Origin of the sequence: Streptomyces sp. NPDC048644 (assembly GCF_043199105.1) — a bacterium.
Taxonomy (GTDB): Bacteria; Actinomycetota; Actinomycetes; order Streptomycetales; family Streptomycetaceae; genus Streptomyces.
In genome coordinates this window covers 714,897-723,378 of record NZ_JBICVO010000002.1, presented here as the reverse complement: position 1 = coordinate 723,378, position 8,482 = coordinate 714,897, and the positions used below count along the sequence as shown (strand labels likewise).

The 8,482-nt window shown below is 73.0% G+C and carries 7 protein-coding genes; all 7 read left to right on the top strand.

Features of this window, described 5'->3' with window-relative positions:
• Nucleotides 1-193 precede the first annotated feature (193 nt).
• The 7 genes from ACGFNI_RS07355 (at nucleotide 194) to ACGFNI_RS07325 (ending at nucleotide 8,444) form a co-directional block, all read left to right on the top strand.
• Nucleotides 194-1,417, top strand: a complete 1,224-nt coding sequence (locus ACGFNI_RS07355; RefSeq protein ID WP_393681426.1) for a CapA family protein — start codon at nucleotides 194-196, stop codon at nucleotides 1,415-1,417.
• Between the two features lie 75 nt (nucleotides 1,418-1,492).
• Entirely contained in the window at nucleotides 1,493-2,029 is a 537-nt protein-coding gene (locus ACGFNI_RS07350; protein ID WP_393681424.1) for a hypothetical protein, read from the top strand.
• Nucleotides 2,030-2,188: 159 nt separating this feature from the next.
• Nucleotides 2,189-2,812, top strand: a complete 624-nt coding sequence (locus tag ACGFNI_RS07345; RefSeq protein WP_393681422.1) for a TetR/AcrR family transcriptional regulator — start codon at nucleotides 2,189-2,191, stop codon at nucleotides 2,810-2,812.
• A gap of 334 nt (nucleotides 2,813-3,146) precedes the next feature.
• On the top strand, nucleotides 3,147-4,361 hold the full coding sequence (locus ACGFNI_RS07340) for a cytochrome P450 (protein WP_393681420.1): 1,215 nt from the start codon (nucleotides 3,147-3,149) through the stop codon (nucleotides 4,359-4,361).
• A 78-nt stretch (nucleotides 4,362-4,439) separates the two neighbouring features.
• On the top strand, nucleotides 4,440-4,634 hold the full coding sequence (locus tag ACGFNI_RS07335) for a ferredoxin (protein ID WP_393681418.1): 195 nt from the start codon (nucleotides 4,440-4,442) through the stop codon (nucleotides 4,632-4,634).
• Nucleotides 4,631-5,923, top strand: coding sequence for an NAD(P)/FAD-dependent oxidoreductase (locus tag ACGFNI_RS07330; protein ID WP_393681416.1), 1,293 nt, complete (start codon nucleotides 4,631-4,633; stop codon nucleotides 5,921-5,923). The genes ACGFNI_RS07335 and ACGFNI_RS07330 overlap by 4 nt, the downstream gene beginning before the upstream one ends.
• Nucleotides 5,924-5,972: 49 nt before the next feature.
• The gene (locus ACGFNI_RS07325) at nucleotides 5,973-8,444 is read left to right on the top strand and encodes an ATP-binding cassette domain-containing protein (protein WP_393681414.1); all 2,472 of its coding nucleotides are present in this window, start codon (nucleotides 5,973-5,975) and stop codon (nucleotides 8,442-8,444) included.
• The last annotated feature ends 38 nt before the right edge of the window (nucleotides 8,445-8,482 follow it).

Genomic DNA, 8,482 nt, shown 5'->3' with positions numbered 1-8,482 from the left:
CAACCGCCATCTGGCACAACTGGACCACCGGAGCCCCAGCCAAACGATCCCTGACCGCCTACGACCACTGAGAACATCGGACTCATTCATCTAGGCGGTCTCGCCCGGCACACGACCGGCCGTACGGGGGATAACGCGGGACACCGGCGGGCGACGGCGATTTCCGTCCGGTTGATGCTGATATGCCTCGCTCATGAGTGCGTATACCAGGTATGCAGCGGCCGTCCTGCTCGCCGGTCTCGCCGTCGGCTGCGCCGCCAGGACCGAGGCGCCGCAGCCACCGCCGTCCCCGCGGGCCACCCCCGGCGGGCACGCAGGTGCCCCCGCGCCCGCCGCGTCAGCGGAGCCCGCCAAGAGCCCCTTCACCCTCGTCGCGTCCGGCGACGTCCTCGCCTCGTATGCGACGGTGCTGGACACCGCGCAGCAGGACGCGCAGAGCAGCGGCTTCGACTACCGGCCGATGCTCAAGGGCATCAAGCCCGTCATCGCGTCGGCCGGCCTCGCGCTGTGCCAGTTGCCGACGCCGCTCGGCCCGCTGGAAGGCCCCTTCGCCAGTGGCCGCGAATTCCAGGCGCCGCCCCAGGTCGCCACCGCCCTCAAGGACGCCGGCTTCGACTCCTGCGCGACCGCGTCCGCGCACAGCCTGGACCGCGGCGCCGACGGCGTCGGCCGCACGCTGGAGGCCCTGGACACGGTGGGGCTGCGGCACGCCGGTACGGCCCGCAGCGTCGCCGAGGCGTCCCGCCCCGCGCTGCTCACGGCGCCAGGCGGCGCCAAGGTCGCCCAGCTCTCGTACACCGTCGGCGCGCAGGGCCGGGGCGCCGCCGCGCCGTGGGCGGTGAACCTGGCCGACGAGCAGCGGATCATCGCCGACGCCCGCGCGGCCCGCCGGGCGGGCGCCGACCTCGTCGTGGTCAGCGCGCACTGGGGGACCGAGTACCGCACCGCCCCCGACGCGCAGCAGACCGAACTGGCCCGCGTCCTCACCGCGTCGGAGACCGACGGGCGTCCCGACATCGACCTCATCGTCGGCAGCCGCGCACGCACCCCGCAGCCGTACGAGAAGGTCAACGGCTCCGGGGACGGTGACACGCAGGACGATCAAGAGGTGAGCGACGGGGGGACGTGGGTCGTCTACGGCTTGGGCGACCAAATCGCGGGCGAGATGAGAAACAAGCACGGGAAGATGGGGACCGTCGCCCGGTTCACCTTCACGCCTCCCGCGGAGGACGGCGACCGGTGGCGCGCGTCAAAGGCCGAGTTCATCCCGCAGTGGTTCGACACGAAAACGGGACGCGTGCGGAAGCTCGGCAAGTCCGCGAAGCTCAGCCGGGAACTGGCGGCCGTACGCGAGGAAATCCGCCGGACGACGCTGAGCCGGGGCGCGGCCAAGCACGGTCTTGTGATGGGGGACTGAGGAAACCGGCCGTGCCGAGGCCGTGCGAAGGCGACCGTGACGACCCGGTCCCAGCAGGTCGGTACATTGTCCGCGATGGACAGGACCGGATTTCCTCAGCTGCACGTCGTCACCGGTGCTCCAGGAGCCGGGAAGTCCACGCTCCTGCGCCACCTGGGGGCGTACCCGTTCGCCACCGTCGATTTCGATGAATTGCTGGAATCCGACGGCAGCTTGCTCGGGATCGACATCGCCTCGCCCGAGGCGAGCTTGGCATGGCCCGCCTACAACAGGCTCTGGGTGAAGATCGCGACGATGCTGCTCCGGGCGGGCAGCCCTGTGCTGATCTTGTGCCCCCTCGCGCCGGACGAATGGACGGCGGCGACCGCACACGCCCGCAATCCGCCGGGCGCCGCATGGGGGCGCCTGGACTGCGACGACGCGGACAGGCGGGTACGCCTCGCCGCTCGCGGGTGGACACCCGAGCAGATCGAGGAAGCGGTCGAGGACGCGGAGGAACTGCGCCTCGCGATCGGCCGGGAGTTCACCACCACCGGCAGCAGCGCTGCCGACGTTGCCGCGGCCGTGGCGGACTGGGTGCTCAACGGTGCGGAGAAGCAATCGGCGCAGTAGCTGCCGAGAGGCCGTTTCGGCCGGTCAAGGCACGTTGTACGTTCCGCATCCGGACTTGACGGACATGCCCTCGCGTGGGCCGGGCCGCCGCGGTGTGAAACCCTGGTGGACGCGGCAGGGTGCCGAAAGCAGGGCAGCAGGGGAGAGGACCGGCGGGCAGTGAGCGGGAATGCGGCCACCCGGGCCAGGAATCCACGCGGTCAGGGCGACCGGCTGCGTGAGGAGCTGCTGCGGGCCACCGAGCGTCTCCTGGAGCAGGTCGGCAGCGAGGACGCGCTGTCGCTGCGTGCCGTCGCCCGCGAGGCGGGGGTCGCCGCCCCGAGCATCTACCGCCACTTCGCCGACAAGACCGAGCTGGTCTGGGCGACCCTGGAGATCAGCTTCGAGCGGCTGGCGCGGGCGATGTCCGAAGCCGCCGCGCAGGCAGGGGCCGATGCCGACCCGGTGGCCAGGCTCCGCGCCCAGCTGCGCGCCTACTGCCACTACGCGGTCGAGCACCCCGCCACCTACCGCCTGCTCTACGAGACCCGGCAGACGCCGGTCGGTCCCGAGCGGCTGGCCGGGCACCCGGCAGGTCTCGTGGTGCGCAGCTGGCACGACGCGCTGACGGCCTGCGAGGACGCCGGCTGGCGGGTCCGCTGCGCCCGCTCCGAGGCCCCGTACATGCTGTGGTCGTCGGTGCACGGCCGGGTGATGATCTGGCAGGTCATGCCGAGCCGCAAGGACGCCAGCCGGCTGGACAGGTTCGTCGACGAAGTCCTGCATCTGCTCCTGGAGCGCTGACGTTCATCGAGGGATGCTGATGTTCCTCGTCGAAAGGTGACCGGCCGCTTAGCCCCGCGTCGCCGCCGTCCTCCCGGACGCCACCGCCCTTTCCGGCCGCCCGCGTCTGTCTCCTGAGCCGTGCCCTCCGGGCGCCTCCCGCCCGTTCCCTGCCCTTCCGCGCCCGCCTTGCCCTGCCTTGGCGCGGTTTCCTGCTGTTCCCGCCCCCGCGGGTTCCCTCTTCCGGCACCCCCGGCCCGTTCACCTGCTCATTACGGTTGTAAGTTTACGAGTGTTAGGCGATACGTCCGACGTGAGGCGCACACCCCCGACGGTGTGCGCCCGAGGAGCGAAGATGACTCTTTCCGCCGCCGCACCGGCGCCCCTTCCCGTCCAGCCGCCGAGCGGCTGCCCCTTCGACCCGCCGCCGGAGTTCGGCGCCCTGCGCACCGAGGAGCCGATCTCCAAGATCTCGCTCCCGGACGGCAGTTGGGCCTGGCTCGCGACCCGCTACGCGGACATCCGGGCGATACTCGGCGACCTCCGCTTCAGCTCCGACACCACCATCGCCGGCTACCCGCTCAGCGGCATGACCGGCGGCGCCACCGCAGGTGAGCACCGTGGCTTCATCCGCATGGACCCGCCCGAGCACACCCGGCTGCGCCGGATGGTCACCCGTGAATTCATGGTCAAGCGGGTCGAGGCGCTGCGCCCGGAGATCCAGCGCATCACCGACGAACTGTGCGACGCGATGGAGCGCGAGCAGGGCCCGGTGGACTTCATCGAGGCCCTCGCGCTGCCCGTACCCTCGCTCGTCATCAGCCTGCTGCTCGGCGTCCCCTACGACGACCACGCCCTCTTCCAGCGGCTGACCGGCACGCTGCTCTCGCGCACCGTCGCGGACGGCGAACGGGGCGTCGCGCGCACCGAACTCCGTGACTACCTCGACCGGTTGGTCACGGCGAAGGAGGCGGCGCCCGGCGACGACATCCTGAGCCGGCTCATCGTCGAGCAGCAGCGGACCGGCGAGATCACCCACGACGACGTGGTCTCGTTCGCCGCCCTGCTGCTGATCGCCGGGCACGAGACCACCGCCAACATGATCGGCCTCAGCGCCCTCACCCTGATGCGGGACGAGGAGTCCGCGGGCCGGCTGCGCGAGGACCCGGCGCTGATCCGCGGCGCCGTCGAGGAACTGCTGCGCTTCCACAGCATCATCCGCAACGGACCGCGCCGGGTCGCCACCGCCGACGTCGAGATCGACGGGCACCTCATCCGCGCCGGCGAGGGTGTCGTCGTCGCCGTGCCGTCCGCCAACCGGGACGAGGACGTCTTCCCCGACGCCGGCCGCCTCGACGTCTGCCGGCCCAACGCCCAGCACCACGTGGCCTTCGGCTACGGCATCCACCAGTGCCTCGGCCAGGCGCTGGCCCGCGTCGAGCTGCAGGTCGTCATCGGCACCCTGCTGCGCCGCTTCCCCGCGCTGCGGCCCGCCGTGCCGGTCGACGAGGTCCCGTTCCGAACCGACATGTCGATTTACGGCTGTCACGCCCTGCCCGTCACCTGGTGACATGGGGCGGCACCACCCACCCGTGCCGCCCCGAACCGACCGCATCCGCACACCGAACCACCCCACGGGAGTCCTGCCATGAAGATCACCATTGCTGCCGACAAGTGCTGCGCCGCAGGCCAGTGCGTGCTGATCGCCCCCGAGGTCTTCGACCAGCGTGACGAGGACGGCGTCGTCGTCGTGCTCGACGACGCGCCGCCCGCCGCACAGCACGACGCGGTCCGCGAAGCCGCCGCGATCTGCCCCGCCGCCGTCATCGAGCTGCACGCATGACCGCCCTGCCGCTCGCCGTGGTCGGCGCGTCGGCCGCCGGGCTCGCCGCCGCCGAGGCGCTGCGCCGCTTCGGCTGGACAGGACCGCTGACCCTCATCGGCGACGAAACACACCTTCCCTACGACCGGCCGCCGCTGTCCAAGCAGCTGCTGCACGGCACCTGGGAGGCCGAGCGGCTGCTGCTGCGCAGCGCCGAACAGCTCGACCCGCTCGGCCTCGACCTGCGGCTCGGCACCCGGGCGACCGGCCTGGACGCCGCCACCCGCACCCTCACCCTCGACGGCGGCGAACAGCTCAGGTGCGCCGGAGTGATCATCGCCACCGGCGTCGCCGCCCGCACCCTGCCAGGGGCCGCGCACATCGACGGCGTGCGCACCCTGCGCACCCTCGACGACGCGCTGGCCCTGCGCGCCCGGATGACCGGCGGAGGCCGTCGCCTCGTGGTCGTCGGCAACGGCGTCCTGGGCTGCGAAGCCGCCGCCGTGGCACGGGAGTTGGGGCACGAGGTCACTCTCGTCGGCCGCGACCCGGTGCCGATGTCGCGTGCCGTGGGCCCCGGCGTCGGCGCGCTGCTCGCCGATGAGCACCGGGCGCGCGGCGTACGGCTGCTCACCGGCGCCGTCGACGGCTTCGAGACCGCGCCGGGGAGCACGGACGAGGGCGCGCGGCTGACCGGCGTACGGCTCGCGGACGGCGGCCTGCTGCCCGCCGACACCGTGCTGCTGGCCATCGGATCCGAACCGGCCGTCGGCTGGCTGCGCGACGAACCGGCGCTGGACACCAGCGACGGGCTGCGCTGCGACGCGTACTGCGCGGCGGCCCCCGGCATCTACGCCGCGGGCGACGTGGCGCGCTGGGACCACCCCGTCCACGGCGCACCGCTCCGCTTCGAACACCGGATGAACGCCACCGAGCAGGGCATGGCCGCTGCCCGCAACCTCCTGGCCGAACTGGCCGCCGAAGCACCGGAATCCGCGGCGGACGACACCCCCGCCCAGGAACGCCGCCCGTTCGCGCCGGTGCCGTACTTCTGGTCCGACCAGTACGGCATCAAGCTCCAGGCGTACGGGCTCACGGCGGGCGCCGACCAGGTGGAGACCACCGTCATCGACCGCGCCGCGCACCGCACCGTCGCCCTCTACGGCAGGGACGGCACCGCCACCGGCGTCCTGGCGGCCGGCCTCCCGCCACGCCAGGTCAGGGCGCTGCGCGCGCTGGTCGCCACCCCGCTGCCGTGGGAGGAGGCACGCGAGCGGGTCAAGGACGCCACCGCCACCGCCACCGGCTGAGCGGCCGGGCCGCCCGACGCCCCGGACGGCCGTGCCCGATCATGGAGGGATGACCGACTCGTACGTACGGGTGCGCGGCGCCCGTGAGCACAACCTCCGCACCATCGATGTGGACATCCCGAGGGACGCGCTGGTCGCGTTCACCGGGGTGTCCGGATCGGGCAAATCCTCTCTCGCCTTCGGCACCCTCTACGCCGAGGCGCAGCGCCGCTACTTCGAGTCGGTCGCCCCCTACGCCCGCCGGCTGATCCACCAGGTCGGTGCGCCCAAGGTCGAGGAGATCACCGGACTGCCGCCCGCCGTCGCCCTGGAACAGCGGCGCTCCGCCCCCACCTCGCGCTCGTCCGTCGGCACCGTCACCACCCTCTCCAACTCCCTGCGGATGCTCTTCTCCCGGGCCGGCGACTACCCCGAAGGCACGTCCGAACGGCTCGACTCCGACGCCTTCTCGCCCAACACCGCGGCCGGCGCCTGCCCCGCCTGCCACGGTCTCGGCCGCGTCCACCGCGTCACCGAGGACTCCCTGGTCCCCGACCCCTCGCTCACCATCAGGGACGGCGCCGTCGCCGCCTGGCCCGGCGCCTGGCAGGGCAAGAACCTCCGCGACATCCTCGCCGTACTCGGCCACGACATCGACCGGCCCTGGAGCGAGCTGCCGCAGGCCGACCGCGACTGGATCCTGTTCACCGACGAGCAGCCGGTCGTCACCGTCGAGCCGGTCCGCGACGTCGGCCGCATCCAACGCCCCTACCAGGGCCGGTACATGAGCGCCAGACGCTATGTGCTGCACACCTTCGCCGACTCCAAGAGCGAGACGCTGCGCAGCCGCGTGCGCGGCTTCATGGTCGCCGAGCCCTGCCCGTCCTGCGACGGCCGGCGGCTGCGCCCCGAAGCGCTCGCCGTCACCTTCGCGGGACACGACATCGCCTCACTCGCCGCCCTGCCGCTGACCGCGCTGGCCGGGCTGCTGCGCCCCACCGCCGACGCGCCGGACGACGGCGTGGCCCCGACGCTCGCCCGCGACCTGATCGCCAGGATCGGCGTGCTCACCGAACTCGGCCTCGGCTACCTGAGCACGGACCGGCCCGCGCCCACCCTCTCGGCCGGCGAACTCCAGCGGCTGCGGCTCGCCACCCAGCTGCGGTCCGGGCTCTTCGGCGTCGTCTACGTCCTGGACGAGCCGTCCGCCGGACTCCACCCGGCCGACACGGAGTCGCTGCTCACCGTGCTCGGCCGGCTGAAGGAGGCGGGCAACTCGCTGTTCGTCGTCGAGCACGACATGGACGTGGTGCGCAACGCCGACTGGCTCGTGGACGTCGGCCCGCGCGCCGGCGAACTGGGCGGACGGGTGCTGCACAGCGGCCCGGTCGCCCAGCTCGCCGACAGCGCGGAGTCCGCCACCCGCAGATTCCTCTTCGACCCGCCACCGCTCCCGGACCGCGCGCCCCGCACCCCATCGGGCACCGTACGGCTGCGCGGCATCACCCTGCACAATCTGCGCGGCCTGGACGCCGACGTCCCGCTCGGCGTCTTCACCGCGGTCACCGGCGTCTCAGGATCGGGCAAGTCGACCCTGGTCACCCGGGTCCTCGCGGACGCGGTGCGGGACCATCTGGGCGCGTCCGACGGGCAGTTGGGGGCCGGTGAAGCGGCCGAAGCGGCGGGCGCGGCCGAGGACCCGGAGGTCAGGGCCAGGATCGGCAGCGTCGACGGCCTCGACGCCGTCGACCGGCTGGTCCGCGTCGACCAGAAGCCGATCGGCCGCACCCCGCGCTCCAACCTCGCCACCTACACCGGCCTGTTCGACGCCGTCCGCAAGCTCTTCGCCGCCACCGACGAGGCCCGCGCCCGCGGCTACACCGCGGGCCGGTTCTCCTTCAACGTCACCTCCGGGCGCTGCGAGACCTGCCAGGGCGAGGGCTTCGTCGCCGTCGAACTCCTCTTCCTGCCCGGCACCTACGCGCCCTGCACCGCCTGCCACGGCGCCCGCTACAACCCCGAGACGCTGGAGATCACCCACCGCGGCCACACCGTCGCCGACGTCCTGGAGATGACCGTCGACGCCGCCGCCGGCTTCCTCGCCGACGTGCCCGCAGCCGCCCGCAGCCTGCGCACCCTCCAGGACGTGGGCCTCGGCTATCTGCGGCTCGGCCAGCCCGCCACCGAACTCTCCGGCGGCGAGGCCCAGCGCATCAAGCTCGCCACCGAACTCCAGCGCACCCGCCGCGGCCACACCCTCTACCTCCTCGACGAGCCCACGACCGGGCTGCACCCGGCCGACACCGAGGTGCTGCTGCGCCAGCTGCACGGCCTGGTGGACGCGGGGCACACCGTCGTGGTCGTCGAGCACGACATGGGGGTGGTCGCGGGCGCCGATCACGTCATCGACCTCGGTCCCGGCGGCGGCGCCGACGGCGGCCGGATCGTGGTGGCCGGCACACCGGCCGAGGTCGCGGCTGCCGGCGATGGCCGCACGGCGCCCTATCTGGCCCGGTGGAGGGGCCGCCGGGATGCCACCTGACCGTCGGCTAATCTACGCAGGTCACATCACCGGACACG

Excerpts from the sequence above, each read along its gene's own strand:
- ACGFNI_RS07340 (WP_393681420.1), top strand. The coding sequence starts at position 3,147 with ATGACTCTTTCCGCCGCCGCACCGGCGCCCCTTCCCGTCCAGCCGCCG.
- ACGFNI_RS07355 (WP_393681426.1), top strand. The coding sequence starts at position 194 with ATGAGTGCGTATACCAGGTATGCAGCGGCCGTCCTGCTCGCCGGTCTC.
- ACGFNI_RS07350 (WP_393681424.1), top strand. The coding sequence starts at position 1,493 with ATGGACAGGACCGGATTTCCTCAGCTGCACGTCGTCACCGGTGCTCCA.
- ACGFNI_RS07335 (WP_393681418.1), top strand. The coding sequence starts at position 4,440 with ATGAAGATCACCATTGCTGCCGACAAGTGCTGCGCCGCAGGCCAGTGC.
- ACGFNI_RS07330 (WP_393681416.1), top strand. The coding sequence starts at position 4,631 with ATGACCGCCCTGCCGCTCGCCGTGGTCGGCGCGTCGGCCGCCGGGCTC.
- ACGFNI_RS07325 (WP_393681414.1), top strand. The coding sequence starts at position 5,973 with ATGACCGACTCGTACGTACGGGTGCGCGGCGCCCGTGAGCACAACCTC.